The 26,747-nt window shown below is 59.7% G+C and carries 23 protein-coding genes and 3 tRNA genes; 7 read left to right on the forward strand and 19 right to left on the reverse strand.

What is annotated here, in order from left to right; genetic code table 11:
• Window positions 1–726 carry a LytR/AlgR family response regulator transcription factor gene (locus ACN9MY_RS13690; RefSeq protein ID WP_426171400.1) on the forward strand — a complete coding sequence of 242 codons (726 nt, stop codon included), beginning with the start codon at window positions 1–3 and terminating at the stop codon, window positions 724–726.
• A 71-nt stretch (window positions 727–797) separates the two neighbouring features.
• On the opposite strand, the gene ACN9MY_RS13695 is transcribed toward ACN9MY_RS13690, so the two are convergent.
• From ACN9MY_RS13695 to ACN9MY_RS13730, 8 genes are all read right to left on the reverse strand, one after another.
• Window positions 798–1,316, reverse strand: coding sequence for a hypothetical protein (locus ACN9MY_RS13695; RefSeq protein WP_426337471.1), 519 nt, complete (start codon window positions 1,314–1,316; stop codon window positions 798–800).
• Between the two features lie 113 nt (window positions 1,317–1,429).
• On the reverse strand, window positions 1,430–2,218 hold the full coding sequence (locus tag ACN9MY_RS13700) for a hypothetical protein (RefSeq protein WP_426337472.1): 789 nt from the start codon (window positions 2,216–2,218) through the stop codon (window positions 1,430–1,432).
• A 37-nt stretch (window positions 2,219–2,255) separates the two neighbouring features.
• Window positions 2,256–2,858 carry a hypothetical protein gene (locus ACN9MY_RS13705; RefSeq protein ID WP_426337473.1) on the reverse strand — a complete coding sequence of 201 codons (603 nt, stop codon included), beginning with the start codon at window positions 2,856–2,858 and terminating at the stop codon, window positions 2,256–2,258.
• A gap of 235 nt (window positions 2,859–3,093) precedes the next feature.
• On the reverse strand, window positions 3,094–3,360 hold the full coding sequence (locus ACN9MY_RS13710) for a hypothetical protein (RefSeq protein ID WP_426337474.1): 267 nt from the start codon (window positions 3,358–3,360) through the stop codon (window positions 3,094–3,096).
• Between the two features lie 63 nt (window positions 3,361–3,423).
• Window positions 3,424–3,927: a hypothetical protein gene (locus ACN9MY_RS13715; protein WP_426337475.1), complete on the reverse strand. Its 504-nt coding sequence runs from the start codon at window positions 3,925–3,927 to the stop codon at window positions 3,424–3,426.
• Entirely contained in the window at window positions 3,924–9,026 is a 5,103-nt protein-coding gene (locus ACN9MY_RS13720) for an RHS repeat-associated core domain-containing protein (protein ID WP_426337476.1), read from the reverse strand. The genes ACN9MY_RS13715 and ACN9MY_RS13720 overlap by 4 nt, the downstream gene beginning before the upstream one ends.
• Window positions 9,027–9,032: 6 nt before the next feature.
• Window positions 9,033–10,484 carry a DUF2169 family type VI secretion system accessory protein gene (locus ACN9MY_RS13725; protein WP_426323021.1) on the reverse strand — a complete coding sequence of 484 codons (1,452 nt, stop codon included), beginning with the start codon at window positions 10,482–10,484 and terminating at the stop codon, window positions 9,033–9,035.
• Between the two features lie 2 nt (window positions 10,485–10,486).
• Window positions 10,487–12,625: a type VI secretion system Vgr family protein gene (locus ACN9MY_RS13730; protein WP_426171413.1), complete on the reverse strand. Its 2,139-nt coding sequence runs from the start codon at window positions 12,623–12,625 to the stop codon at window positions 10,487–10,489.
• Between the two features lie 159 nt (window positions 12,626–12,784).
• Between ACN9MY_RS13730 and ACN9MY_RS13735 the strand changes: the two genes are divergently transcribed.
• The 3 genes from ACN9MY_RS13735 (at window position 12,785) to ACN9MY_RS13745 (ending at window position 14,625) form a co-directional block, all read left to right on the forward strand.
• A complete protein-coding gene (locus tag ACN9MY_RS13735; RefSeq protein ID WP_426323024.1) occupies window positions 12,785–13,351 on the forward strand; it encodes a dihydrofolate reductase family protein in 567 nt (188 codons plus the stop codon).
• A gap of 64 nt (window positions 13,352–13,415) precedes the next feature.
• Entirely contained in the window at window positions 13,416–13,847 is a 432-nt protein-coding gene (locus ACN9MY_RS13740; protein ID WP_426323026.1) for a hypothetical protein, read from the forward strand.
• A gap of 55 nt (window positions 13,848–13,902) precedes the next feature.
• Window positions 13,903–14,625: an immunity protein Imm33 domain-containing protein gene (locus ACN9MY_RS13745; RefSeq protein ID WP_426323028.1), complete on the forward strand. Its 723-nt coding sequence runs from the start codon at window positions 13,903–13,905 to the stop codon at window positions 14,623–14,625.
• A 40-nt stretch (window positions 14,626–14,665) separates the two neighbouring features.
• Here ACN9MY_RS13745 and ACN9MY_RS13750 read toward each other — a convergent pair whose 3' ends face one another.
• Entirely contained in the window at window positions 14,666–15,130 is a 465-nt protein-coding gene (locus tag ACN9MY_RS13750; protein ID WP_426171420.1) for a hypothetical protein, read from the reverse strand.
• 46 nt (window positions 15,131–15,176) lie between these two features.
• Here ACN9MY_RS13750 and ACN9MY_RS13755 point away from each other — a divergent pair, with 46 nt between their 5' ends.
• Together ACN9MY_RS13755 and ACN9MY_RS13760 are read left to right on the forward strand one after the other, a co-directional pair.
• Window positions 15,177–16,076 carry a hypothetical protein gene (locus ACN9MY_RS13755; protein WP_426323030.1) on the forward strand — a complete coding sequence of 300 codons (900 nt, stop codon included), beginning with the start codon at window positions 15,177–15,179 and terminating at the stop codon, window positions 16,074–16,076.
• Window positions 16,077–16,124: 48 nt separating this feature from the next.
• Entirely contained in the window at window positions 16,125–16,616 is a 492-nt protein-coding gene (locus tag ACN9MY_RS13760; RefSeq protein ID WP_426171423.1) for a DUF4124 domain-containing protein, read from the forward strand.
• On the opposite strand, the gene ACN9MY_RS13765 is transcribed toward ACN9MY_RS13760, so the two are convergent.
• The 6 genes from ACN9MY_RS13765 to ACN9MY_RS13790 all read right to left on the reverse strand — a co-directional run bounded on the left by ACN9MY_RS13765 (window position 16,613) and on the right by ACN9MY_RS13790 (window position 23,920).
• Window positions 16,613–18,886 carry a helicase C-terminal domain-containing protein gene (locus tag ACN9MY_RS13765; RefSeq protein ID WP_426171425.1) on the reverse strand — a complete coding sequence of 758 codons (2,274 nt, stop codon included), beginning with the start codon at window positions 18,884–18,886 and terminating at the stop codon, window positions 16,613–16,615. The two genes, ACN9MY_RS13760 and ACN9MY_RS13765, sit on opposite strands and share 4 nt — an antisense overlap.
• Window positions 18,883–20,523: a VRR-NUC domain-containing protein gene (locus tag ACN9MY_RS13770; protein WP_426171427.1), complete on the reverse strand. Its 1,641-nt coding sequence runs from the start codon at window positions 20,521–20,523 to the stop codon at window positions 18,883–18,885. Before ACN9MY_RS13770 ends, ACN9MY_RS13765 begins: the two co-directional genes overlap by 4 nt.
• 61 nt (window positions 20,524–20,584) lie before the next feature.
• Window positions 20,585–21,118, reverse strand: coding sequence for a phasin family protein (locus ACN9MY_RS13775; RefSeq protein ID WP_426171429.1), 534 nt, complete (start codon window positions 21,116–21,118; stop codon window positions 20,585–20,587).
• Between the two features lie 49 nt (window positions 21,119–21,167).
• Window positions 21,168–21,368 carry a hypothetical protein gene (locus ACN9MY_RS13780; protein ID WP_426171431.1) on the reverse strand — a complete coding sequence of 67 codons (201 nt, stop codon included), beginning with the start codon at window positions 21,366–21,368 and terminating at the stop codon, window positions 21,168–21,170.
• Window positions 21,365–23,500: an ATP-binding protein gene (locus ACN9MY_RS13785; protein ID WP_426337477.1), complete on the reverse strand. Its 2,136-nt coding sequence runs from the start codon at window positions 23,498–23,500 to the stop codon at window positions 21,365–21,367. The genes ACN9MY_RS13780 and ACN9MY_RS13785 overlap by 4 nt, the downstream gene beginning before the upstream one ends.
• Window positions 23,501–23,512: 12 nt before the next feature.
• Window positions 23,513–23,920 (reverse strand): winged helix-turn-helix transcriptional regulator, encoded by a 408-nt coding sequence (locus ACN9MY_RS13790; protein WP_426171434.1) that lies wholly within the window; start codon window positions 23,918–23,920, stop codon window positions 23,513–23,515.
• Between the two features lie 82 nt (window positions 23,921–24,002).
• Between ACN9MY_RS13790 and ACN9MY_RS13795 the strand changes: the two genes are divergently transcribed.
• Window positions 24,003–24,854, forward strand: coding sequence for an NAD(P)H-binding protein (locus tag ACN9MY_RS13795; RefSeq protein ID WP_426337478.1), 852 nt, complete (start codon window positions 24,003–24,005; stop codon window positions 24,852–24,854).
• A gap of 72 nt (window positions 24,855–24,926) precedes the next feature.
• Here the strand turns inward: ACN9MY_RS13795 and ACN9MY_RS13800 are convergent.
• The 4 genes from ACN9MY_RS13800 to ACN9MY_RS13815 form a co-directional block, all read right to left on the reverse strand.
• Window positions 24,927–25,011 (reverse strand) — tRNA-Leu (locus ACN9MY_RS13800).
• A 33-nt stretch (window positions 25,012–25,044) separates the two neighbouring features.
• Window positions 25,045–25,129 (reverse strand) — tRNA-Leu (locus ACN9MY_RS13805).
• A gap of 335 nt (window positions 25,130–25,464) precedes the next feature.
• Window positions 25,465–25,549, reverse strand: a tRNA-Leu gene (locus ACN9MY_RS13810).
• Window positions 25,550–25,613: 64 nt separating this feature from the next.
• The gene (locus tag ACN9MY_RS13815; RefSeq protein WP_426171438.1) at window positions 25,614–26,684 is read right to left on the reverse strand and encodes an NF038122 family metalloprotease; all 1,071 of its coding nucleotides are present in this window, start codon (window positions 26,682–26,684) and stop codon (window positions 25,614–25,616) included.
• Between the last annotated feature and the right edge of the window lie 63 nt (window positions 26,685–26,747).

The raw sequence follows: 26,747 nt of genomic DNA on the forward strand, positions 1-26,747 counted from the left end.
ATGCGCGTCATCATTGTCGATGATGAAGAATTAGCCCGCGGCGTCATGCGGGAATACCTGCGGGCCCACGCTGACGTGGAAGTGGTCGCCGAATGCGGCAACGGCTTCGAAGCCGTCAAGGCGATTGCCGAACTGGAGCCGGATGTCGTGTTCCTCGATATCCAGATGCCAAAGCTCGATGGCTTTGAAGTGGTGGAACTAGCGGGCAGCAAACCGCACTATGTGTTCGCCACGGCCTATGACCAGTACGCGCTGAAGGCGTTTGAGGTCCATGCGATCGATTACCTGCTCAAGCCCTATCCGCAGGAAAGGCTGGACCAGGCCGTGGCGCATGTGCGCACTCGCCTCGGTAGCGAGCGTCCGCCAGTGGCGCAGATGGCGACCGAGGCGGCGACCCGCAACGGCCCGCTGGAACGTGTGCTGATTCGTGACGGCTCTCGCGTGCACGTGATTGCCGCCGAGCGCATCGACACCATCGAAGCGCAGGACGATTACGTCGAGATCCTGGCCGAGGGCAAGCCATACCTGAAGAACCAGCGGCTGTCCGAGCTCGAGGAACAACTCGACCAGACCCGTTTCGTGCGGCTACATCGTTCGTGGATCGTCAATGTCGAGCGCATCGAGCGCATCGAGCAGGCCACCAAGGATAGCCATTGCGCCGTGCTGAAAGACGGGCGAAAGATTCCTGTGAGCCGCACCGGTTACCAGAAGGTGAAAGGGCTATAGCGAAGAATGTGCTTTTGCTGAAGCCTGTACAGGAAGTTGGCGAACGACTCGGCGGCAAAGAAAATGTTGCCTTAGTAAGGCTGGATTTCCGTATTGGCCTCTTGTTCGTGGTCCAGGTGGACTGCTGAAAATACTACCATTCGTCCTTCAGGATAGCGGCCCTCCCAGCCGCAAGGCATTCCTCCGTCAAGATAGGCTTGTTGTACTGCTTTCCACAGTTGATGCACGTCGCCGTAGGCATGGCAATGGAGTAACCTGGCAACATCGCCCTGCATATTGTTGATCAGGGTTTCGTTAAGTGCGCTGGGATACAGCTTGCTTGTCATCTGGTCAAGAAGCTCTATGGTTCTTCTTTCAATTTCACGAGGCATTTCCGGCCAAGCCGGCGTGACCGACTCCAGCAGGTCCTGCCAGTCTTCGAACCGTTCGCCAGAGTCATCCGTGAAGCGCGCGACAGCTTCTGATATGTCAAAAATTACCCGATGAGTTTTTAAGTCTCCAGTGTAAGGTTGGTCAAAGAAAGTAGGCCGGCTTAAGAAGTCGAGCAGTTGGCCTGCGGCAAGTCGGACTTCACTCCAATTTTTCTTCATGATTAATTGAACTATCTCGCTATGACCAGTCGCTTATAGAGCTTGCAAAGACGATGTCTTCCGCCTGACGATCTTTTTCAAATGCAGCTCTGGCATCGGATTCAATATTATAGTTAATGGGAGACCGGGTCTGGAAAGAAGATGCACAGCTTCCCGTTCGGAAATTCGCCTTTCCATCCACAGGGAAAGAAGCCGTTTTTGTAAGCTCTCCACATCTTTTTATACAAGTCCGGTTCGAAACCTACAAGTTTAGCCTTCGCGATCTGTATCAGGTCACCATAGACATCGTCAAAGAAGTGCATCATCTCGCCAGCTATGTTTTGCTCGCAGATTTCAACGATTTGGGATGCAATGCACTTATCAAAGGACTTTGTTTCTATCCCTTTTTCCCGGCAGTGCGAATACAGCTGGCGTGCTGCATGAGCCCTCAATCCGTTCCAGGATTTAAATGGCTCTTCAATTCCTTGATGCCAGGCCAGCCACTGCGCTTGCTCGACGTCGTTGGTAAATATGCTATTGCGTAAGCCATTAGGATGTGCGCCAAAATCAAAAATGTGGCCCTTACGAACCAGATTCATGAGGGCCTCCAGCTCGACATTGTCCAAGCTGGCGTCAATGGTGACGATGCTTATCTTTTTCTTGCAGACATATAAGGTGCCAAGAGCCCGATTTCTGACCTCAATTGAAATGTCAAGTTGCAAAAGACGTTCGAGCAACGGGATTGCTTCCGAATAAGCGCCTGTTTGATAACACAATTCAAGTGCAAGGATCGCCAGCAATAGAGCTTCCTGCTCGGTTCCTTGATACTGTTCAAGTAGCGAATAGAGCGAGCGACCTGCATCCACTACACGACCATATTTGATCTGGGTTCTGATTTTCTTAATTGCGCAATCGAAATCCATAGAGGCAAAATCTTAGAACTTTAAATAAATGGGCCGTCTAAGTGGTTTGGATAAAGAACAGGCCGCTTTCAGGTGAATCACACATTTGCCGCAGATACAGATACCCCAATGCATCAAGAATTCCAAATATACCATTAAACTTTTCAGGAAAGTCTGAGCTTCTTAATTGAAGAACAAAGGACATATCTTGCAAACCAAGAAATTCATCTTGAAGCAAATTTGGGGCGGCACCGATTCTCGATCCGCAATCATTGTCATCTGAACAAAATTCGCCCAGTTCGAGCGTATGAGGTGGAATGCCAACGGATTGAGCTACGCAGGAGCCGGGACGATGCTGGAGTACTTTCGTGCCGCCGCGCCGCAAGCATTCAAGCTCTTCCCGAGTACCGTGGTAAGTGATTTCATCGAGAAAATAATCTACCTCCGAATAATACGAAAAGACAGAGGTGTAAAGATCAGGTGCAAGTCGAAGCCCGGTAGCATTTGAAATGAAGCTATTTGGTAATGATGCAACCAGAATTAATGGATTGCCTCTTGCACTTACAGGCCAATTTACAATCCCACCTATTAATGCTGGTCCTCCAATGCGGGGTTCGACGACGTCTAGCGTTGGCGAAGTAATTAATAGTTGTCTACCCAAAGTATAGCTCTTCCGTAATATGGTGGATGGACATTACTATCACGACTGGCGCATAAAGTGCCCTTGATTGTTCTGCCTCAGGATATTGCCTGCATCTTTTCCCCTCAGTTGCGCCGAAAGAGGAAGTTCCAAAGCTTACTCAAAAGCTGCGGGATCTGTACTGTCAAAATACCATGCGAGGAAACTGTTGAAAGACTCCCATCGTGCTGGAATTTCTCCGCTCATAACGTCAATGCTAAGAACTTTTCCGGCAGTTGATATCGATCCTGCGAATAGTCGGTTTGATCGGGGATTGCGGGAATGCAGAGTCGTCTATGTCCAACAACTCGGCAATAGGACGCGGACTGATGAATGCACCTTGATATTCCAAGTAGAATTCTCCGAATTCGGAATTTGGATCGACGCCTAACTGGCTGAGCGTACGAAGTGCTCCTTGCTTGTTCTGCCTCAGAACATCACCCCCATCTTTTGCCAAATAGTCTTTTACTTTCTGTGGAATCATAAAGAACGTTTCCTCTCCGTTACGCTAAACAGAGGGCGATCCAAGGCGGAAATAGGTGATGCTTCAACTATTTGAAAATACTACCAAATCGCCTGATGGGTACCTGCCATTCCAACCGCAGGGGAAACCATCGTTTAGATAAACCTCCAATATCTCAGACCAGATTCTTGGGAAAAAGTCATTTGCATAACAGTTCAGCAAAATTTTGACGTCCCGGTGCATCAATTCATTAATTAAGCAAACTCCAGAATCGGTTAACTTTACATCTGCGCCGTTGAAATTTTTCATTGATAGATCGAAATAATTGTTTTTCCTTAAATTGTGAACAATCCAACTCTTCCACTCGAAATCTTCGGAAAATTCCTCGGAGCCATCGGTAACAGATTCCCAATCGTCGAAACGGTCCCCAGAATCGTCCGAAATAAAATCGATCGCAACTGCCGGATCGTTCACAATAAGTTTTCCAACGCTGGGCCCGGAATAAGCAGCTTGATAAAAATTATCGCGAGATAAAAAATCAAATAGCGGCTTTGCAATTATCGTAAGTTCATTCCAGCCAATGTTCATTTGGACCTCACATGGTTTCGAATACTATTTACCCAATCCATCATTACTCCAGGTACTCCATTTGGATGCTGATTCCCGTACATTGTTTGGCCACCGCTCTCCAACTGGGACCGTAAAGCTGATTGAATAACTCGCAATTTTTCACAATTGGTTACTCCACTCTTCTTAAAGCGGGCCGCAACTGCCATAGCCTTCTCGGCGGCCTCACTATAGCCGGAATGATAACCTTTGTGGGTGGTCTTTCCGAATCCCCTTCCCGGCGGCACCGTGATCGAGGAATCTGTGGGCAGCGCAATTAAGTTGGATTCACTATGAACGTCAAAATTCGGACATAGTTTCTTCACCGCTGCAACGGAGGATTTGCTCTTCGGAATAATGTGGTGGACTTGGAACCCGTTAGGAAGCGGTCCATGCACTGCTTCCCAATTCGTCTGCCATTCCGATTTTAAACCGAGAGGATCGGTCCAACTCACCGGATTTAATCCATAAGCATAGGGATTAAGCCCGCCCGCCAATCGAATTGGATCTTGGCTAATGAAGCGCCCGATGGCTGGATCGTAATAGCGATGTCTTGTGTAAAACAGTCCGGTCTCAGAGTCCTCATATTGGCCTTGGAAGCGCAGCGGTTGAATTGCAGCGCCCCTTGATTGCCGGAATATGCTCCCAAACGCACGATGGCGCGCCGCCCATACAATTTCTCCAAGCTCATTACGCAGCTCAAGCGGCATTCCGACATGGTCGCATTGGTAGTACAGTATGTGATCCTTTAACGCGTGTTCTTCAGCGAGCGCAAGCCGCTGCGTCCACTGTGTTCTGTGGTGCTGGTCGAAGACCGCTTGCCGTTGGGAGTGCCAAGACTCGACATGGGCACCTGCGTCGTGCGTGAGGGATAATTGCTCCCAGAAATTCCCCTGCCACAAAATCATTTCGTTCGCTGGACACGTTTCGATTCCGCCGCTGGATTCGATTTGGGCGATGGGTAAAAAGGTGTCTGGTTCGTAAAGATAGGTGATCGTATTGTCCGCAGAGATTTCTTGTGCCAACGTGTCGCCATCCCATACGAAGAGCGTTAATTTGCCCTTATGTTCGAGCCCGACGGAAGGCGAGGCGTGTCCAACTGGCCACTGCTGCTCTTGGACCCGTTTGGCTATGCGTCGTCCAAAGGCGTCGTAGCTGTAGCGCGCGACCTGCCGCGAGTTTGCAAACGTGCGCGTAGCGGTGGTCAAACGATTTGCCGAGTCATATTCGAACTCGAGGTTGCCCTCGTCATTTGCAACTTTAGCTAAGCGGGCGCGTTTGGCGATGGTGTTACCCTGCACATCATAGTCATAGGCATAACCCATGTACTGGCACAGCAGGTTATGCGTGACTTTTGCCAGGCGCGGTGCGTTTGTGCTGGGGGCGGGTTGATCGTCCAGATCACGCAGAATCTGTCGGGTGCTGATGGACTTTGCCGCAGCTTCGGGATCGAGAAGGTTGCCAGCCGGGTCGAAGGCGAACATTTCTGTCAAGTCGGGCTGGACTGCGAACAGCAATTGGCCCAGCGGATCGTAGGTGTAGCGAATGTTGCCGCCGAACGTGTCATTAATATGTACCAGGTTGCTTGCTGCATCATATTCGTAGCGGCGTTCGCGCAGGCGCTGCGCTCCTTTGTCGAGAGTGAAGGAATTCAGTCGCGACTGCGGATCGTAACTGCGGCGTTCGGTGAGGCGTTCCTTACCTCCACCTAGCTGGCGCTGCGTCTCGCGGTGCAAATGATCCCGCTCCAGATCGACCAGTGATTTGCCTTGCCACAGGGTGCCGTGCCAGTGGCCGCTGCCATACCTTAGGGTGTCAACCCGTCGGCCGTTGGGCAGGACGGTCTGGATATGGTTGCCTAGTTCGTCATAGGCATGGGTCATTGTGAATGCAGCGACGTATTCTTGGGGTTCGCCAGGCAGACGTACCGGACCTGGCGAGTAGGCCATGCGTTCTTCTACGAGCTGGCCTGCTGCGTCGTAGACGAAGCGATGTTCGGCTTGGGACGTGGCTGCGGCGGTGAGGCGGCCAAGCGCGTCATAGGCGTAACGTACTGCGCCGTCTGGGCTGCTTTTTGCGAGCAATCGGCCTAGTGCGTCGCGAGCGAAATCGGTGGTGATGCCTGCACTGTTGCTGGCCAGGAGACTGCCGGCGGGGCTGTACGTAAAGGTGGTGACCTTGCCGTCGAAACCAGTTTCGCTGACCAGACGACTCTCGGCGTCGTAGTTGAACAGGTAGGAGTCGCCATTGCCGTTGATAAGCTCAACGAGCCTCAGCGCCTTGTCGTACTTGTAGCGCAGAACCTGTTCTTTCGCATCGATCTTCTGGACCAGCGCGCCGTGTCCGTCGAAGTGGTAGCGCGTGCGCTGTCCTTTTGCATCGGTATGAGTAACCAGGTTGCCGTCTGCATCGTAAGCGAAGCTTTCAGTTGTGCCGTCGGGGTAGATGATCGACGTCATCTGACCGACTTGGTTGTATTGGTAACGGGTGGTGTTGCCAATGGCGTCGATGTATTCGCTCAGGCGTCCATTCGAGTCGTAGTTGTAGCGAGTAGTGAAGTTCGAACAGTCGGTGTATGAAGCAAGGCGGCCAGCAGCGTCGTACGACAGGCGCTTGTTGCCGCCGCGTGCATCTGTCACGATGGACAGGCGGCCTTTCGCGTCATAGTCATAGGCGCTGCGGCGGCCCAAGGCATCGGTGCGCTCGGCAATTCGGCCTGCGCCGTCATAAGCGGTGCGCGTGGTGTAGCCCAGCGCGTCCGTTACGGCGATCGGCTGGTTGTGCGCATCGTATTCGATTCTGGTTACATTCTGCTGCGCGTCAGTGATCGAAATGAGGTTGCCTGCGCTGTCGTAGCTATAGCGGCTGTCGTTGCCGTCGGCATCGATGTCGGCCAACAGCATGCCGTCGCGGTCCCATTCGCGCCGTCCCAGTGAGCGGGGGCTGCCGTCCGGGCCGATGCGGTGCACGCTGGTGGCCAGCCATTGTGAGTTGAACTGGTATTCCAGCACACCGCCATCGGGCTCGGTGACGCGGGTGGTGTCGGCGTCGATGTACGCGATCTGGACTTCATCGCGGCCGTCGGCCGTCGTGGTGCGGACGGCGCGGGCCTGGTAGCTGTTGCCAACTGTGATAGCGCAACGCTCGGACAGTTGCGCGTCGTCGAGGGCATTGCCGGCCCAGCGCTCGCGCAGGAAGGCGAGGCTGACCCATCCCAGGCCATGGGCGAAGCCGGAGTAGGTGGTGTAATGCACCAGCAAATGATGTTTGTACGTATAGCTGCGCGACTGGTCGGCGATATTGCTTTGCTCAACCAGGTTGCAGCGTAGCGGCAGCGCTTCGAAGGAGCCCGCTGGCGCAGTTGCCGTGACCAGGTCGGGCAGGTCGGCTTCGTAGCGGTAGCGCACATGGCACAGACGGGTGCCGTCCGGCAGCACTTGTTCGATGCTGCCGATGCGCGGCGCGGCGAACTGCGGCTCGGGGCCGGATTCGACCGGCAGGTAAGTGTCCCGCAGTGCTTCGATCGTCAGGCCGTCGTCGGTGCGCACGCGGAGAAGGACTTCGCCTGGCCGGGCTGCATGATTGCGCTCGATGGTGATGCCGCTGCCATCGCGTTCGGCGCGGCGAGTGAGGTAGTAGCGTTGCGTGCGAATGGGGGAGCGGGGCGCGAGCATGGCGTTGACGCCATCGTAGCCGTGCGGCAGCCATCCGTCAGGACCTGCGCTGAAGGTATCGGTGGCGCCGTCGCGCCAGGTCAGGGTGACTTGCTGGTCGCTGTCGCGCCGCAGGGTGAAGCCTTCGCCGCGGTGGTCGTGCTCCTGGCCGATGTCCAGCGCTGGCAGCCTGATCGCGCGGCCGCTGGCCTCGTGATAGACGATGCCTTTCGCGCAAATGGAGATGCTGCTGGTGTAGGGCGTGCTCCAGCGTGCGCCCAGCAGGCCCCAATCTTCGGTCTCCGAGCCGGAACGGTAGGTGCGGGTCCAGGCCAGTGGCGTCGGTCCTTCCAGGACGAAGTCCGTTTGCGGCAGGATTTCTTCGCCGGTGCCGAAGTGTACGGGGTGGCTGCTCTTGACGGATTTGCCGCCCGGTGCGCCGTCCTTGGGACAGCAGTCGGATGGCTTGTCGGACTTGGGTTCCTTGACCTGCTTGGTCTTGCCGCCGTCGTGGCCGTCCTTGCCGGCGCCGCCGGTTGCCTTGGACTGGGGTTTGGGCTGCGCCGGTGGTGTCGAGCCAGGCTTGGCTTTCTTCGTCGGCATGAGCTTCTTCAGGAAACTGCCGACCTTGGCGACCTTCTTGAATACCAGGTTTTCTGCAGCGCTATAGGCCATGCCGGTTGCTGCGGTCACGATATCCGGCGTTTTGCCGGTGAGGATATAGTCGGCCGCCTGGTCCAGTACCGTGGCCGAGGTGTCGGCAGCATAGCCAGTCGCTGTCACTGCGCCGGCGGTTACGCCGCCGGCTGCCGCCGTCGTTTCCATCGCCGCGGCGACGGGCAGCCCGACGCCGGTGGCGCCGACTGCAAGTCCGCCTACACCCACGGCGGCACTGCCCATGGCGATGTCGCCGCCTTTGTCCATCGCGTCCTTGCCGAACTGGTGCAGGCTGTCCGATACGTTGTCCTTGTAGCCTTGGGCCGCGTCGTGCAGTGTTTCGCTTGCCGCTCTTCCAAGGTTTTGCAAGCGCGTGCGCGCCGCTTGCACACCGCGTTCGTAGATCCGGCCGATGGTGTTGCGGTTGTTCATCCAGACAATGCGCGACTCCTGGATGGTCTGCGTGCCGTTGGCGCCTTTGGTGGAGCTGTAGTCTTTCGATTCAACCGTTTTGAGGTAGGTGCCGCTTTTGACGCCACCCAGCGTACCGCGTTCGTCGCCTTTGACGCTGGGGATCACGCTTTTGTTATGCAGGAAGACCGGGGCGCTTTGCGTCTTCACCGAGCGGGATACGTCCTTGGCGTCCTTGAACTCCCCGGTAATCGTGTATGGGATGGGTACGACGGAATTGCCTACCGGAGTTTTGCAGATATCCGGAGTGAGGCTGACGCAGTAAAAGCGTTTGGACTTGGTGACGGTTTCGTGAGCCATGGAATCTTAGACGCTTTGCGTTTCGGTTTCGGCGTGCCAGGCATTCAGGCGCTCCAGCGCTTGCGGCGTGTTGGCATGGTGCAGTCGTACTTCCTGGAAGTCGTCGGCGGCGGAGATGGCGATGCGCCAGGTCAATTCAACTTGGCCGGCGTCGAGGTCGACCACCACCGTGTCGATGAGCATCGGCATGGCGGCGATGGCCGAATCGGCGTCGACCCCAAGCAGGAACAGGGATTCTTTCGGCATCGTGAAGGAGAGTGTGCTGTTGCCTTGGTCGTCAACGCGGGCGTAGGGAGCATTTGCAGCGCACAGGTTGGTGAGATGGAACTGCTCGCCGCCTTCGATGTATGGGCATTGCTGGTCGGCCGGGGCGCCGTTCCAGTAGCGGAAATCGAAATCCTTGGGCAGCAGGGGAACCTCGTCGTCTTTCCAGCTGGTTTTCATGTCGACCTGGCCTATCAGCTCCCGGCGCGGAAGCCAACCCCGGCCAACATAGCCCATTCCAGCCGGCGCTTGCGGCTTGCCGCCGCCCGCCATTTGCCAGAACCCGCTGGCGGTAAAAGCCTGGTCAGAATATTCGATGCGCGGCGCAGGCAAGGATTCGGTGCGGCTGGCCTCCAGGTACCAGTTGGGGGCGAAGCCACGGCCAAGTGGATTTTGCTGGCAGCTGTCATGCGCCTCCGGAGCCATTGCCGGGTCCGGATACGCTTGGCGTTGTTCTGTTGAGAGCCTGTGCTTGGCGGGAACCCGGCCGGCGTCAACGCTGCCGGCTTCAATCCGGCAATCGCCGCCATAGGCTAATTCGTAGCGCAACGGGGTGCGTGCGGGGGCGCTGGCCGTGCTCAGGCGCCAGGGAACAGCATCCGCCATGCCGAGCGAGCACGCGCGCAAGGTGGATTTCAGCCAGCGCTCCGGAGCGGCGTTGCGGTATACGCGGCGTTCGCCGGTAACCCGCAGGGTCTTGTCGACCAGGACCTCGCCGGGCGTGACGGCGTTCTGCGCGGCGGCCACGCGCTGCAGCCAGTCCTGCTCGACGTCGTGCGACAGGCGCATCATCGGATTGAGCGGCTGCGGGCGTTCCGGCAGCGGCGACGGCTGGCCAGGGCGCTGGACTCGCAGCGATACCTCGAAGGCGCACGCTTCAGCGCCGGCTGGCGCGTGCGCGTCGCCAACCACGACGATGTCGCACAGCGGCTTGAATGGCGCCAGGTCGCTTTCGTAACGAACGCTCTGCTCGATATCGTCCTCGTGATGAACATCGGTCACGTGCAAGGGCGCCGGCTCCTCAAGGGCGATCAGTTGAGCGCGGCCTTGCTCATCGCAGGGGCCAAGCGCGTAAGCCGTCTTGGCGGCGATCACATGGAAGAGCGCGCCATTCTGGTCGAGAGTATCGAAATGCAGCGCGTCGAACCCGGTGCGGTTGTCGAAGCGCAGGCTCGGGATTGCCGGGAGCTCCACGTTCAACCTACCGGATTGGTGTCGACGTCGTCGCCATGCAATTCGACTTTCTTCGAGCCGCGAATGATGATTTCCTTGCCCGAAATCTCGATGCGACCGTCCTTTTTCATGACGAAGGTGCTGGCGCCAACCTCAATACGGAACTCGTCGCCTGCGGTGTAGGAGATCTTCTGGCCGACCATCACCGTTTTCGACAAGCCCACTTCCTCGGCCTGCATCAGGGCCACGGTGGTGTTCATGGCCGCTCCGACCGAAGTCTGGTATGCGCCGCCGATGGTGACGATCTTTGCCAATCCCACGGTTTCAATTTTCATGTGGCCGATGGTGACATTGCGCGTGCCGCCGATGTCGATGGTCTCGTTCTTTCCAACGTCCTCGGTACGGTTGTCGCCGATGCTGATTGTTTCGTTATGATCGACGCGTTCCTTGCGGTCGTTGTGCACGGTGATGGTTTCGTTGTTGTCAACGGTTTCCGTGCGGTCGTGCTTGATGTGGCTGGTCTCGTCGTGGTCGATGGTTTTGCGGCGGTCGTTGCCGACCCACTTGTCCTCATCGTGTTCGACTTCGGTCAACTGGTCCTTTTCGGCGTGCAGCCAAAGCTGTTCGGCGCCTTTCTTGTCCTCGAAGCGGATCGCGTTCGCATTGTCGTAGCCACCGCCCGGCGTGGAGCGCGACAGGATGCCGCTTTGCGTCTTGTTGTCCGGCAGTGTCCACGGCGGCATGGTTTGCGCGTTGGGCACCATGCCTGTAATCAGGGGACGGTCGGGGTTCCCATCGAGGAACTGGACGATCACCTCGGTACCAATGCGCGGGATCGACGTCATGCCGAAATTCGGGCCGGACCATGCAGTGGCGACCCGCACCCAGGCGGAACTCTTTTCGTCATACTGGCCCACTCGGTCCCAATGGAACTGCACGCGCACGCGGCCATACTCGTCGGTATGGATTTCGTCGCCGGCCGGGCCAACCACGGTAGCTGTCTGCAGGCCATAGAGCTTGGGAGCTTCGCTGTTGAAGCCGCGTCCCGGGCGCCATGGAACGTTCCTGCCGATGCAGGTCAGCGAGTTGCTGTAGTGCGCTGGGGCGAGGGCGCCGGTCTGGTAGTTATTGCTGGCACTGTGCCGCACTTCCAGGATCATGAACTCGCTGTCCTGGCTGTCGAAGTGCCCGGTCAGGCGGAACCAGCGGCCGGGTTGCGCAGTGCGGTCGTTGCCGCCGGCTTCGAAATGCTTGGCACCGGCTTCGATTTCTTCGGTGCGCCTGCGGGCTTGTGCGTCGCCGTCGTCGCCGGCCATGAATCCATACGCGCCCGTGTAGTCGTAAGTTTCGACTTGGTGCACCTTGCCCTGGTCGTTGAGCACGGGCAGGTTGGTCATCTCAGGGCGGGGGTTCTTGAAGTCGAAGCTGGCCAGCGCGACTTTGCCGGGCACGATGCGTCGCACCGGCGACCAGTCGCCGATGGCGTCGTCTTCCTGCGCCCCGGCTTCGCGCTGGAAAGGAATCTCTGGCGATTCGCCATCGATGGCGTCGGCGCGGGTCGTGTCGTCGGCCAGCACCAGGGTATGGCCGTCTGCACGGTGCTCATACCAGTAGTGCCAACCGCGTTCTTCCCAGCGGCGGTGAAGGTAGTTGTAATCGCTTTCCGCTGCCTGGCAGGCATCGGTCATCCCGGCGTCTTCGCCATGGATGCGCGCTTGCCAGTCCGCGACCGGGTAATCATTGAAGATGTCGGTGGTCTGTTGCTGGACCGTCTTGCTGTGGAAAAGGTAATAGTCGCGCCGGAGCCGCAGGTAGGATATCCATGGCGCCAATTGCATGCGGTAGAAAGCGTGGCCGCCGTCGGTCTTCACGAACTGGAATTCGAATACGTAGCCGTTGAAGTAGCGCAGGCTGCCGTCTTCGCGCACCAGCGATATGGTTACCATGCGTCCTTGTACGTCCGTGAGGGGTATGCTGGCGTCATTGGACAGCACTTCTACGGTGAAGCGGAAGTCGCGCGACAAGCCTTCCTCGGCATCCAGCCGGTTGGCCAGCATGAGCGCGCGCGGACCATCCTCATGCGGGAAGGAAAGGCGTAACAGCCGGTTGGTTTGGGCCGTGCCGAGCAGGGCCTCTGGAACGGCGGCATTGAGGTAAGTCATGCTAGTTATCGATTTGATATCATTGGCGCAGAATTTAACATAGACCGGAAATGCATGGATCAGTTTCAATTCAACGGTGTGCGCCTTGTAGAGATTGGACGTACGCCCATTTCGAAAGTAGCGATTTGATTGTTAGTGTTTTGATGAGAGGAGGGCGCCATGGGGCTCTTGACCTTCAGTATCAACGTCACGCTTGACGGCTGCATCGACCATCAGGAAGGCATCGCCGACGATGAGACGCACGCCTTCTTCACGCGGCTCATGGATGAGGCCGGAGCGATGCTCTGGGGCCGCGTCACCTACGAGATGATGGAGAGCTATTGGCCAGCGGTCGCCGGCGGCGACGTGGAGGCGGCACCGGCGATGCGCGAGTGGGCGGTCAAGCTGGAGGCCAAGCCGAAATACGTGGTGTCGTCGACGCGCAGGGATTACCCTTGGACCAATAGCCACCATATTCCGGGCGACCTGCGTGCAGGTGTTCAGAAGCTCAAAGACGGGACCCCGGGCGGAGTACTCCTTGGCAGCGGCAAGCTCGCGACCGAATTGGATCGGCTGGACCTGATCGATGAATACAAATTCCTCGTCCATCCCAGGATCGCCGGCCACGGCCCGACCCTGTACCAAGGCGGGCTGCCCAGCACGCGGCGGCTTGAGTTGATTTCAGCGGAGCCCTTGCGCAACGGTGCAATCGCCATGCACTATCGACGCGCGCAGCTTTCGTCGTGATGCGGTAAACTGCGTGGATTGCTAATTAACCAAACGCATAGGCTGGCCCTCTGCGACCGCCAACGTGATCCGAACCGATCGCATTCTCTTCGATTCTTTGGAGCCAGTTCCCGAAGGCTTCCTGGCATGCTCAGAGCTCGTTGAGGCTGATGTATCTGGCTTTTCCGTTCCTTATGGTCTGGTGCATATGAGGAAAGCCGCCTGGCCTGAACATGTGGAGCCTGATCCATTTTGGTCATGGAGCATGTCCCAGGACAGAAATCTTGATCATGGCGCCGGTAGGATAAGAGCGGTCGGGCCATCGGTACTGCAACGTATTCTGGGGACGATCGCGACTGGCCTCGCGCGAGCAAAGAAGTCGATGGATCTGCCGGAGCCGGCCAACGTTACTGAAGGATTTGTGCTTGAAGATGGATGTGAATACTGCTTCGGTCAGGTCTTGTTGGTGCGGGGGCGTGAGCATGCGTACTATTTCCACTACCACTGCGAGTCGTGATTGACTCGAATTCGCTCGTCGACGCGGCTCGTTTTCCCTTCAAACCACCACCCAAATGCTGAAGAATCTTTTACGCTTTATTTTCATCGCGGCCTTCATCGGGAGCGCTGCCGCCGCTCAAGACTATTCGACGACCCAGTGCACAAAGTACGGCCAGCCTGAATTTGTCTTCTCCGTGGACGATGGATCATTAGGCGAAAAGGACGCGCAGTGGTTCCGTGAGACCTTGGAAGAGATGGTCGCAGCTGGCGAGAAGTTCAAGGCCGGCGAAACACTGCTCGTCGGCCCTGTGCCCCTGAAGCTTGAAGCTGCGGAGGATGGCAAGCTTCGGGTCCTGGAGCCTGACATGAAAACGATCCCGTTCAAGTTCGTGCCAAGCGTTACCAGGACGCTCAAGATCGTGCGGCGGCAGCGCTATGCAGCCGATAGCCTGGGCGCTACGAAGGCGATCCGGTTCGCGCCATTTCATCATCCCCTGATGGTGACCCCGGGAGCATTGCAATCGCCTTCGATCATCATGATCCGGGCAAAGAAGCAGGACGGCGTCACCGGCTGGGTCCTGACGGAATTGGAAACCAAGAGCAAGTCGAAGGACGATCTAGAGGTGATGTCCGTCTACGAGGCGATGCTCAAGCGGCCGGACATCATGGATTTCCTGGCACTCCCGGAGCAATTCTCGGTCGTCGTTTCAGGCCGCAAGAAGTTTGAAATATTCAAAGACGGCACTCCAGTCGAACCGCGCAAGGGCAGCTATCTCGACATGCGCTCAAAGCAATAACGAATCCGTTGCCGGGGACGTTGGTCTCCTCGGCTCTGGCCTACCTTGTCCCGCGTTCACGGCGGCATTGGGTTTCCAGCGTTTCGGTGCCGGATACCACGAGTCCCCGATAAACGCCGCAAGGCCAGACGAAGCCGCCGTATTGTTCCATGTACCAGTAGGGTGGCTCAGAGGCGCAAGGGTCCAGATGCTTGACGTGCCAGCCATCGTTCTTCTTTCTCAGCACAACCCACAACATACGGTCGAGATCCGCCCGGCAGGTGACGCTCTTGTCCCAATCGATGTACTTGCCAGGCGGTCCCACCAGGTTTCCAACCAGGACGGCCCAGCCGGAGTCGATATTTAAGGTGTTGACCTTGATCCTGACAGGTTGGTTGAGTTCTTCAGCAGCCAGCGGCCGGATGGCGTCCAGGATTTGTTGCCTGTCGCTTGGCCCCTTGGCATGTGCCGCGCCAATGATGGCAAACGCGACCAGCGTGCCGATGAGTGCTTTCAGGTAGTTCATTGTGTCGTGATAAAATTTGCAAGTAAGCAATTTTAAGGCAGATTCAATGAAGATGGGCCCGTTGGACCAGGACAGCCTGGAGGATATTCGCTATAACGCCGAGTTCGTGGAATCGGTCATCAATAAGGCGCTTGGCAAGAAGGCCGGCTACAGCATGGAGGGCGTGACCTGGCTCGACGATTTCCTGCAGCGGCAACACGAGCAAGGGGACAAGAGCTATGTCGATCGTGTCGTCAGCGTCTACGGCTCCTATCTGGGCGAGTGCATCACACGGAACGTTGGCGGCCAGTGGGTAGAACTTGACGGCACCCATGCGATTGCGTTTGACGAAACGAATGGGACGTTCCCGTTCAATAAAGTGCACAAGCATCTTAAGAATGGGCGGGAAGGGGGCGATTCTGTGCTGGGCTACTACGACAGCGTTTCGGTGCTGTTCCAGTCATTCGCCCCGCCAGCAAAGATGGACATGAATGACCAAGCCCAGATGTACCTGAACGCATTCTTCACGAAGGCTGAAATCCCGGGCGGGCTCTCGTTCAGTACTGCGCTGGGCCAGTCGAACCTGGATGGCAGCCTGGAGAGCCTGGACCGCGTCGACCATTTGCTGGACCAGATCCGCATCAAGTTCAAGCCGGACTTCGACTCGTTCCTGGACAAGCACGCCAACCAGAATTTCCTGTACCTGCTGGCCTTCTACATGGGGCACGTGATTACCAGGTCCACCGGCGGCGCGGTCAAATGGCTGTCGTACGAAGACATGTTGAGGGAAATTCCGGACAACCGGGCGATGTTCCCCGAGTGCTTCCAGACGTCGGTCACGTGCATTACGCCGGCGATGTTTTTTGTTCCACTTTATTCCATCACCAGTCGCCTGTTTGATGAGGTGACGACCAAGAGCGTGAGAATGAGCGCGGAGCTGAACATTCGAGGCGGTGACAATGTGTGAGACACGGCAGGAACTGTTTTTCATATACTTCGCGTTATGAAAATCTTCTTGCTACTGATCCTCGCCCTGGCCGCCTTGCCGGCGCACGCACAACTCTATAAGTGGACCGATGCCGACGGCAAAGTCCATTATTCCGACCGTCCGCAGGACGGCGTCAAGAGCAAAGAGATTGCAGTGCAGCGCCCTGTGGCGAAGCCGGCTGCGGCGCCTGCCGGCGACTGGCAAAGGCAGGAACTGGAATCGCGCGAACGTCGTATCCAGCGTGAGGCTGCGAATCAGGAGGCAGCCGACACTGCGGCGCGCACCGCAGGGAAGGCGCCTTATAACCCCAGCCAGCACCGCAGCAACAAGCCGATGACTGACGATGAAGTCTGCAAGCGCGATGCACAGCAGATCGAATTTTCCGAGAAGGTCCCCAAGCTGGCCTTCGGCAATTCGAACGGATCGGTCAGTGTCAGTGAAGAAGAGCGCCAGGCCATCGTGCGCCAGCGCAAGGAGAATCACGCTTTACTGTGTGGCTCGGGCCAGCGTACGCGCTAGGACGCGCCGAGTTGCCACCAGGCGGGCAGCAGGGCCTGGACTTCAGGGCGGCCGAAGCGGTCGTCGATCAGGTGCACGGTGCCGCGGTCGCTGGTGGTGCGAATCACGCGGCCGGCGGCCTGCACCACTTTCTGCAGGCCGGGGTAGAGATAGGTATAGTCATAGCCGGCCCCAAATGCAGTTTCCATGCGGGCCTTGATTTGTTCGTTGACCGGATTGATCTGCGGCAGGCCGAGCGTGGCGATGAAGGCGCCGATCAGGCGGTCGCCAGGCAGGTCGATGCCTTCACCAAAAGAGCCGCCCAGCACGGCGAAGCCGATGCCTTCGCCGTCTTCCCTGAAGCGGGCAAGGAAGGCGTCGCGCGCGGTTTCATCCATGCGGCGCTCCTGGCGCCATAGCGGCACGTTCGGGTGGCGGGCGGCGAAAAGCTGGGCCACTTTTTCCATGTAATCGAAACTGCTGAAGAAAGCCAGGTAGTTGCCGGGCTGGCGCTGGTACTGCTCGCCCATCAGCGCGGCGATTGGCGCCAGCGAGCGCTCGCGGTGCTGGTAGCGGGTGGAGATGTGGCTGGCGATATGTACCTGCAGCTGCTGCGCGTCGAAGGGCGAGGCAACATCGATCCACGCCGTGTCGGCCGGCATGCCGAGCGTGTCGGCGTAGTAGTTCCACGGACTGAGCGTGGCGGAAAACAGGGCCACCACATGCGCGGCCTCGAAGCGTTGCTTGAGGAAGGGCGCGGGCAGGATGTTGCGGACGCAAAGCACCGAGTTTGCGCGTCCAGCCGCCGCGCCACGGCCCACGTCGGATTTTTCAATGTCGAACAGCGAGTGCTCGCCGAAGTTTTCCGCCAGGCGCCCGAACAGCAGGGCGTTGAAATAGAAGTCCAGCACGTCGGCGTCGAACCAGGCGGGGTGCTCGGCCATGTAGTCGCCGATCTCGGTGCAGGCTGTTTGCAGCGCGGCCATGAACTTTTCCGGCAGCTCGGCATGGCTGGCATATTCGGCTTCCTGCGCTTTTTCCAGGGCGCTCCATTGGCGATGTACGCGGTCGAGTGGCTTGCGCAGGGCTTCGGGCGCGGTCTTGCGCAGCACGCGCAGGCGCACGTGGTCCATTTCGGCGGAGTACATCTTGCGGGCGCGCGAGACCATATTGTGGGCTTCATCTGCCAGCACGCCGACCTTCCAGCCGTTCATCTGCGTCAGGCTGTACAGCATGGCGCTGATGTCGAAGTAGTAGTTGTAGTCGCCCACCACCACGTCGGCCCAGCGCACCAGTTCCGATTGCAGGTAGTAGGGGCAGACCTGATGGGCCAGGGCCACTTCGCGCACCGAGGCGCGGTCCAGCATGGGCTGCTGCAAGGCAGCTTCCCGGGCGGCCGGCAGGCGGTCATAGAAGCCTTGCGCCAGCGGGCAGGATTCGCCGTGGCAGGCTTTGTCCGGGTTCTCGCAGGCTGTGGTCTTGGCCGCCAGCTCGAGTGCGCGCAGCGGCAGCAAAGGCGCGCTGCGCTTGATGGTTTCGACGGCGCCAAGCGCCATGCTGCGGCCGCTGGTTTTCGCGGCGAGGAAGAACACCTTGTCCAGGCCATGCTCGGCGCTGGCTTTCAGCATCGGGAAGATGCTGCCGATGCTTTTGCCGATGCCGGTCGGGGCCTGCGCCAGCAGCGAGCAGCCGCGCGCGCTGGCCTTGAACATCGCTTCCGCAAGCTGGCGCTGGCCAGGACGGAAGTCGGCATGCGGGAAGCGCAGCGCGCGCAATTGCTCGTCGCGCGCAATGCGGTGCGCCAGTTCCTGTTCGGCCCAGGCGACGAAGCGGCCGCATTGCTCTTCGAAGAAGACGCGCAGGGTGGGGGCGTCCGCCTCTTCGGTCAATACGGTTTCTTTTTGCGTGCCAATGTCGAAGTAAACCAGCGCCAGGCGCAAGGCTGGCAGATTACGCGCGGCGCACAGCAGGTGGCCGTACACCTTGAGCTGGGCCCAGTGCAGGAGGCGGTGGTTGGCGGGCTGGCGCGACAGGTCGCCGCGGTAAGTCTTGATTTCTTCGAGCTGGTTCTGGCGCGGGTCGTAGCCGTCGGCACGGCCGCGCACGTGCAGCGGGCCGAAGTCGCCGGACAAGCCGAGCTCGCGTTCGTAGTCTTCGCCACGGCGGCTCGCGACGATGGCGTGGCCTTCGATGCCTTCCTGTGCGGTCGGCGTTGGGGTGAAGCGCAGGTCAAGGTCGCCTTGCTTGGCGGTGAACTCGCACAGTGCGCGAACGGCAATGGTGTAGCTCATTCTTGCCACGCCAGGTAGCACACGGACACCGGCATGCCATGCTCGGCGCAATAGTCGATCCAGCGCAGCTGGTTGTCCTGCAGGCGGTCGCCCGGGCCTTTGACTTCCACCATCTGGTAGCGTTGTTCCGCAGGCCAGAAGCGGATCAGGTCGGGAAAACCGCTGCGGTTGGCCTTGATGTCGAGCAGGATGCGCTCGAACCACAGCTTCAAATGCGCGGCGGGGATGCAGTCCAGCGCGAGGCCGAGCAGTTCCTCATCGATCGCGTCCCAGTAGACGAAGGGCGATTGCAGCCCGGCCTTGGCGGCGAAGTTGAGGCAGATCGCGTCGCGGTAGCTGCCGTCTTCCAGCCGCGCGAAGCAGGCCTGGAACAGGGCGGCGCGGCGGCGCTGGAAGTCGGCGCTGTGCAAATCCGCCGGGCCGTGGTGGAAGGGGTGGAAGAAGGCGCCGGGAATGGCGGCGAATACCGCGTCCCAGCACAGCAGCCCAAACAAGGAGTTGGCCAGCGCGTTCTCCACGTAGAAGCAGGGCGCTTCGTCCCGCCACAGGTGGTCGCGCACCACGCCTTCCACCCACCAATCCTCGGCCGGCATCGGCAGCACCAGGTCGATGCGTTCGACCGGCGTCAGCTTGTGCGCCGGCTCGCGCATGTGGCCAAGCTTGCGGCGCAGCCGCGGCGCCATGCGCAGCAGCTGCTGGCGTTCGGCTTCGCTTTCGGGCGCGGCTTGTGCGCGCTGCAGCCATTCGTAGGCCAACCCGATACGCTCGTCTTTCTCCAGCACGCGGATGGCGCGCGCGCGGGCGCCGGGATAGGCGCATTGTTCGTACAGTTCGAAGGCGGCAGCCCAATTGCCCAGTTTTTCCAGCTGCTGGCCGAACTGGAACAGCATTTTCTGGCGGCGGCTATGCAGCCATTCGTTGTCATCGGCCGGCGCCGGCAGCTCGCGCGCCAACTGCAGCGGGTCTTCGCCTGCCGCGAATCGCTCGCGGCAGGCGTGCAGGGCGAGGTAGTCGTCGATGTCGCGGCGCGAACGGAAACCGCGTGCGGCGGGCGAGAATTCGACTTTTTCGTAGCGGTAGATGCCCAGGTTGGACAATACGAATTCCGACCAGTCCTGGTGGAAGTTACCGAAGAAGATCAGGCGCAGGCGGTCGCACAGGGGCTTCGACACAATGTGATAGACCTGGTCACCGGCGTCGGCATACCAGGACGTGAAGCGGTGGCTGCCTTCGTGGCGCTCGCGCAGGGCGGCCAATTGGTCGGCCTTGCGTGCGCTGCGTTCGGCGCCGCTGAGGGCGAACACACGGGTGATCTCGGGCTTTTGCAACAAGTCGAACAGCTCGTCCAGCGTCAGCTCGGGGTCTTGCACCACCCAGCCTTGCTCGACCAGTGGGCCGGCGGCGGCGATGGAACAGCCAATCTCGGGGTAGTTCAGCCTGGAGGCGCGGAACAGTTCCCCCTTGCGCATCACCATGCGCACGAACAGGGCGCGCGATGGCTGGGGCACGGTGGGGAAGCTGGCGAGGAACTGCGCTTCCTCGTCCGTCAACAGGTCGCTATAGCGCTCGCCAATCCAATGCAGGACCTGGTGGAAGTTTTCCAGGTAGTAGAACGGATTTTCAAGGACTGGGTTCATGCAGGCGAGGCGACGCGAAAACTGTATTTATATACAGTATAACGCGCCGCAGCCTGGATTGTCAGCCCTTCTTGCTGGCCGCGTTGGCTTTCTCGACCTGCTGCTCAAAGGCGGTGACGGCGTCGCGCGTGGCCTGCGTCACCTGTTCATAGCCTTTGAAGGCGTTTTCAATGGCGTTTTTGACAATCTCCACCGCGTTGTCCGAGCCGGGGCGCACGTTCTTGGTCACGTCGTAAATCAGGGCGCTCAGGTTGGATTTGGCCTCGGCCAGGTGGGCATCGGCCGCCTTGTGGAAGTCGTTCGACATTTCGGTCAGCAGGGCGCCCAGTTGCTGGTTATAGGCGTTGGTGGCGGCCATGCCGGGCTGCAGGCGGGCGTTGATCACATCCAGCGCTTCCTGGGGCGTGGCCGAGGCATTGACTTTGCGGCCCGCCTCGATCTGGTCATCCAGTGCTTTTTTCGCCGTGGCGATGTTCAGCGCCACCGCCTGTTCCACCCCTTGCATGGCGCGGTTGGTCAGGGTGTTGAAGGTCTCCAGCTGGAACTCAAACAGCGTCTTGGTGGCGTTGGCGAACTGCTCGGGATTTTGAAACATACGGTCTCCTTGTCGAGGTGGGATGGCGTTGCTTCTTGCTTTGACTTCATTATTTATTACGCACCAACTTTTCGCAATGGGCATCTTTAAACGGCCCGGCCATTTGCACCCAGCCTTCGCCCAGCGGGGTCTGCGAGCAGGCGCGCTGGCCGTCGATCCGGCTTTGGTACAGGTACCACCAGGCCGGGCGGGCGCTGGCGATGCCGGCTGCGGTGACGGCGATCAAGAGGATGGCGAGGTGTCGTTTCATAGCGGAGCAGTCGCCGGAAGGCGCATGGTGAAGGTGGCGCCCTGGCCGGGCGTGTTGGCCACGTCGATATGGCCCGCCAGGACGCCGGTCACGATATTGTGCGTGATGTACAGCCCCAGGCCCGACTGCCCGGCGCCAAGCCGCGTGGTGTAGAAGGGATCGAATACGCGGTGCAGGTGATCGGGCGCAATGCCGACGCCGTTGTCAGCTACCGACAGCAGCACGTCGCAGCCCTCGGCGCTGCCGGTAATGGTGACTGTTGGCTCGCCGCTTGCCGGGGCGCCAAAGGCGTGCACGATGCAGTTGTCGACCAGGTGCCCGATGGCCTGGGCCAGCGGAATCGGATAGCTGTCCAGCTGCAGGCCGGGCACCACGTCCAGCACCAGGTGGGGGCGCGGTTGCGGTAGGCTGGCCCACAGGGGCGCGAGCATTTCCTGCAGCAGCTGGTCGAGGAAGAAATGGCGGCGCTGGGCGTCGGTGGTTTCGACGGCGATCTGCTTGAAGCTGCCCACCAGGTTGGCGGCGCGCTGCAGGTTGCGCTGGATAATGTCGCCCGCCTCGCGTGCGCGCTCCAGGTAGGCGTCCAGTTCCGAGCGGCGAATGCCGGCGTCGACCTGGCTGCTCAAGGCTGCCGTGAGGTCGGCCAGCGTGGAGGCGGTGATCAGGCTGTTGCCGATCGGTGTGTTCAGTTCATGCGCCACGCCCGCCACCAGCGAGCCGAGGGCGGCCAGCTTGTCACGCCGTACCAGTTCATCCTGCGTCATGCTGAGGTTTTCCAGCGCAGCTTGCAGTTCTTCGCTGGTCAGCTCCGCATGCTGCTTGGCGCGTGTCAGTTCGGCGGTGCGGGCTTCCACCAGTTCTTCCAGGTGGCTGCGGTGGCGTGCCAGTTCCGCCTCGCGGCGCGCGCGCTCGATGGCGATGCTGGCCAGGTGGCTGGCGACGCCGATCAGCCGCTGTTCTTCCGCGTCCGGATGGCGCACGGTGCGGTAGTACATGGCAAAAGAGCCCAGCACGGTGTTCTCGTCCTGCATGATCGGCATGGACCAGCAGGCGCGCAGGCCGTAGTCCCGGATCAGATCCAGGTATGGCGCCCATAGCGGGTCGTGTTCGATGTCCGACACTACCACGGCCTCGCGGCGGTGCATGGCAGTCCCGCAGGAACCCACGCCGGGGCCGATTGCCATGCCTTCCAGCAGGGCGGCATACGAGGCGGGCAGGCTGGGACAGCAGGCGCAGCGCATGTGCACGCCGTCTTCGTCGAGCAGCATGACGGAGCACAGCACGCCCGGCGATTGCGACTCGACCAGCTGCACCAGCTTGTGCAGCGTGTCTTCCAGCGGCACGCCGCGCGCCATCATCTCCAGCAGCTGTTCCTGGCCGATGCGCAGTTCGTCTGCGCGCTGCGTGCCGGTGACGTCCACCAGGCGGATGTGGAACAGGCGCCGGCCCGGCTTGGCGATCCGCACGCCCCGCGCGTTGCATTCGACCGCGCGCCCGCTACTGTGGCGGAAGGTGATGCGATGCACGCGCAGCTCGCCGGCCAGCACGCTTTGCATCATCGCGTTCATTTCCAGCGGGTCGCAGAAGGCGGAAAACGGGGCGGTCAGCAGTTCCAGTGCGCTGCGGCCAAGCAGTTGTTCGGCGCGATGATTCAGGTCGACCGGGCGGCCGCTGTCCATGTCGATCAGCACCACTGCATCCGGCGAGGCGGCCGCCATCATGTGGTAGTTCACTTCGAGGTCGAAGCCGCCGATGCGCTGGCCCTGCAGCGCGAACAGCACATGGTCAACCACGCTGGTGGTGGCCAGGGGCAGGGTGAAGTAGCCGTCGGCGCCGGCGCGGGCGGCGCGCTCCTTTTCGTCGTTCGACGGGCGATGCGACATGAGCAGCACCGGAATGCGGCGGTTGGCGTCAGCCTGGGTCAGCCGGCCGGTCAATTCCAGCGCGGCGCCGCCGGCCAGCGCGGTATCCAGCAGCACCAGCACCACGCCTCCGGCGGAAGCCACTTCCAGGGCGTGCTGGCCGCTGGTGACCGATTCGACGCGGTAGTCGTGCCGGGCGAGCGCCAGCTCCAGCGCCGCCACGTCGAGACTGGCGCCGGTTGCCACGAGGACGGTTTTGTTCGGTTCCACGCCGCCAGTGTATTACAAGCTGGACTCGGCCTCGACCTGCGGAACGAGGATGCGTGGCAGGTTGTCCTCAATCCAGTCGACCAGGACTTCCAGCCGCTCAGCGACTTCGCGGCCCAGCGGCGTCAGGCTGTACTCGACATGGGGCGGAATCACCGGCAGGGCAGTGCGCAGCACGAAGCCGTCACCCTCGAGCGCAACCAGGGTTTGGGCCAGCATTTTCTCGCTGACGCCGCCTACTTCCTTGCGCAACTGGCTGAAGCGGTGCATGCCGCCCAGGAGTACCACCAGCACCAGGACGCCCCAGCGGCTGGTGACGTGGCTCAATACCGCCCGTGACGGACACGCTGGCGCCAGCACATTGCCCGGTCTTGCCGAGCGGCGGGACAGCGAAGCCCGCAAGGATTTTGAAGTTTTTTCCATACTTACCAAAAAGTACGTACTTACGAAAAGTTAGTGTTGAGCCTATTATAGCCCTACATCGTTTTCAACCAAGGAGAAAAACATGATCGTCGTAACTGGCGCCTCGGGCGCATTGGGGCAATTGGTGGTGGAAGGTTTGCTGGAGAAAGTGCCGGCAGCGCAAATCGTGGCGGCTGTGCGTGATCCGGCCAAGGTGGCGCACCTGGCGGCGCGCGGCGTGCAGGTGCGCCGTGCGGACTATGAAGATCCGGCCAGCCTGGATGTTGCCCTGGCTGGCGCGGATCGCGTGCTGCTGGTTTCGGCCAACGAAGTGGGCAAGCGCACGGCGCAGCACCGCGCTGTCATCGACGCGGCAAAACGTGCTGGCGTGAAACTGCTGGCTTACACCAGCATCCTGCACGCAGACAGCTCGCCGCTGCGCCTGACCGAGGAGCACGTCGCCACGGAAGCAGCGATCCGCGCTAGCGGCCTGGCGTATTCTTTCTTGCGCAATGGCTGGTACGTCGAGAATTTCAATAGCCGGATCCAGGGCGCCGTCCAATGGGGCGAGCTGGTAGGGAGCGCAGGCGAGGGCCGCATTTCGGCAGCCGCGCGCGCCGACTATGCGGCTGCCGCGGTGGCTGTGCTGACGACGGAAGCCCCGCAGCCGGTGTATGAACTGGCCGGCAGCACCTCGTTCACGCTGGCGGAACTGGCCGCAGAGGCAGCGCGCCAGTCCGGCAAGGCTGCCGTGTACCGCGATGTCCCGCCGGCGGAATTTGCCAACGTGCTGGCTGGCGTCGGCGTACCTGCACCTTGGCCTGAATTGCTGGCCGATTCGGATGCCGGCTCGGCACGCGGCGGTTTGTTCGATGACGGGAAAGCGCTGGAGAAGCTGATCGGCCGCCCAACCCGCAGCCTGTCGCAAGCAGTGGAAGCGGCGCTGAACGCGTAAATGAAAAAAGCCCTTCAGCCTGAACGCGCTCTAGATCGCGCTCAGTGCAGAAGGGCTTTTTTGCGGAATTCTTGGTGCCCACGGAGGGACTCGAACCCCCACACCTCGCGGCACATGGACCTGAACCATGCGCGTCTACCAATTCCGCCACGTGGGCACTGGTACTGCATTTGTCTCAGAAGGTAGCGTTTGGTGCCCACGGAGGGACTCGAACCCCCACACCTCGCGGCACATGGACCTGAACCATGCGCGTCTACCAATTCCGCCACGTGGGCGCTAACTTCTTCAACTCTCTGTTGCGGTGTTGTGTGCAACAGAGGCACGCATATTAATGGTCGAGACCGAATCGGTCAAGCCTTAATTAATAATTTCGTGCAACTTTTTCCAATTCGGGGTCAGGTCTGTCATTTGGACAGCCGTGGCGCACCTTTGACATGTCTCAAGAAGTGGCGGAAAAGTCATGCTGCGGGTAGATTATTCGACTGCAGAAACTTGCAGATATGATTTGATGAAGATCAAATGCCTGGTCTCTGTGTCCAAATGACAGACCTGACCCCGAATTTGGCGGAAACAAAAAAGCCGCTTTTCAGCGGCTTTTCTGCGGAATTTTTGGTGCCCACGGAGGGACTCGAACCCCCACACCTCGCGGCACATGGACCTGAACCATGCGCGTCTACCAATTCCGCCACGTGGGCATTGTCGCGTTGTTCTGCAACGAGGCACGCATAGTAAAGGCCGGATCCACGCCCGTCAAGACATTTATGAAAGCTTGTTGGAGCGGCCACGCTGGCGCACCGCGAGCAGCATCAGTCCGGCGCCCAGCATGGCCCAGCCCGACGGCTCGGGAATCGCGGCCACGTTCCAGCCGATGGCGTCCATGGCCAGCACGTCATTGCCGGTAATCTGCAGCGTTTCGCCGAGGCCGGCGGTCGGGTCCATCAGGCCGATGAACAGGTTGTCCTTCCAGTGGCTGGCCTGGCGGCCGTCGCCAAAGTTGTCGCCAGTGGAGAACTGCGGCCCTACTGTCGTGCCGTCGAGCGAGAAGTATTTGCTGCGGTTGTCGGCGGTCCAGTCGATCACGCCATGCGCTGCGCTCATGGCGGAGTAGCGGAACAGGTCGAGCGCGGAGACGTAGGTGAACAGGTTGTCGTTGAACGGGCCGTTGTAGGGTGGTGAATTGCCGTCCAGGATGTCGACGCCGCTGATAAAGCCCAGCACGTGGCCGATCTCGTGCGCGGCAACGCCGACAAAGTCGAAGGCGTTGGCGTCCGTGCCGTTATTCGGATTGAAGTCGAAATTGAAATCGCTGTTGAACTGGATGAAGCCATCGCAGTTGCCGATGCAGCCGGACAGGGTTTGCGGCGTGACGGCCAAACCGATGGCTTTGGCTTCGGCATTGGTGATGGAAAGGATCTGGTTGTTGGCGTCGCCGTCATTGTCGACATAGGGCAGGGCGCTGCCGGAGCCGTTGGGATTGTTGGCGGTGCGGTTGATCAGCATGCCGAAGCTTGAGCCGCCTGGGAGGTGGGCCACTGCCGTGGCATCAGCGGCGGAGGTGGCGTCGGCCGCCAGTGCATTGCGAACTGAGGCATAGGTGTGGAAGTCTTCGGCAGAGGCTGCCTGTCCAAGAATGCCGCCGCCGAGGGAGTTAAAGCCGACCGTCAAATTTATCGTCACATTATCATTGAGCAAATTTGACCAGCGCGCGGCCGCGGCCTGGAATCCCTGCTGCGCCTGGAGCGAGGTGCCGGCGACGTAGTTGAAGTTGAAAACCGGGGCTGCAGATGCGGTGCTGGCAGCCAGCAAAAGGCTGGCGAGCAATGTTTTCATGGCGGTCTCCTACGGATTGGTGGGGTAGGGAGGATGCCGCAAGAAGTATGCGCGCCGCCGCTA

This window comes from Pseudoduganella sp. R-31 (genome assembly GCF_049913235.1).
Classification (GTDB): Bacteria; Pseudomonadota; Gammaproteobacteria; order Burkholderiales; family Burkholderiaceae_D; genus Rugamonas.